The sequence below is a fragment of the Streptococcus penaeicida genome, from assembly GCF_002887775.1.
GTDB classification, from domain to species: domain Bacteria; phylum Bacillota; class Bacilli; order Lactobacillales; family Streptococcaceae; genus Streptococcus; species Streptococcus penaeicida.
In genome coordinates, this window is sequence record NZ_LOCM01000051.1 from 1 (window position 1) to 439 (window position 439).

General features: G+C 36.7%; 1 protein-coding gene. It reads right to left on the bottom strand.

All coding sequences use genetic code 11. The features are described from left to right. Positions 1–96 precede the first annotated feature (96 nt). On the bottom strand, positions 97–439 hold a 343-nt coding region (tnpA, locus tag AT575_RS10150; RefSeq protein WP_102778197.1), incomplete at its 5' end, for an IS200/IS605 family transposase.

The following is a 439-nucleotide window of genomic DNA, read 5'->3' on the forward strand; positions in this document are numbered from 1 at the left end:
CCAGAATACAAGCCAGCGTCTAAAGGCGCTGGCTTTCACTTTGTTCAAGCCTTATTGCTCTTGACTCGTCACTTGCCTCTCAAAGAGGCCTTTGTATTACTTGCCACTATCCCTAAAGGGATCTTCATATTCTTTTACACTTAATTTATCCACTGCTATATCATGTTTCTCTTGATCTTGTATGTATTTTTTTATTGTGGCTTCATTCAATCCAACTGTACTTACATAATAACCTTCAGCCCAAAAATGTCGATTACCAAACTTATATTTGAGATTGGCGTGTTTATCAAACATCATGAGTGCACTTTTTCCTTTTAAATATCCCATAAAACTTGAAACACTAATTCTTGGGGGAATACTTACCAACATGTGGACATGGTCTGGCATCAAATGACCTTCAATTATTTCTACACCTTTATAGCTACACAGTCTCTGAAAA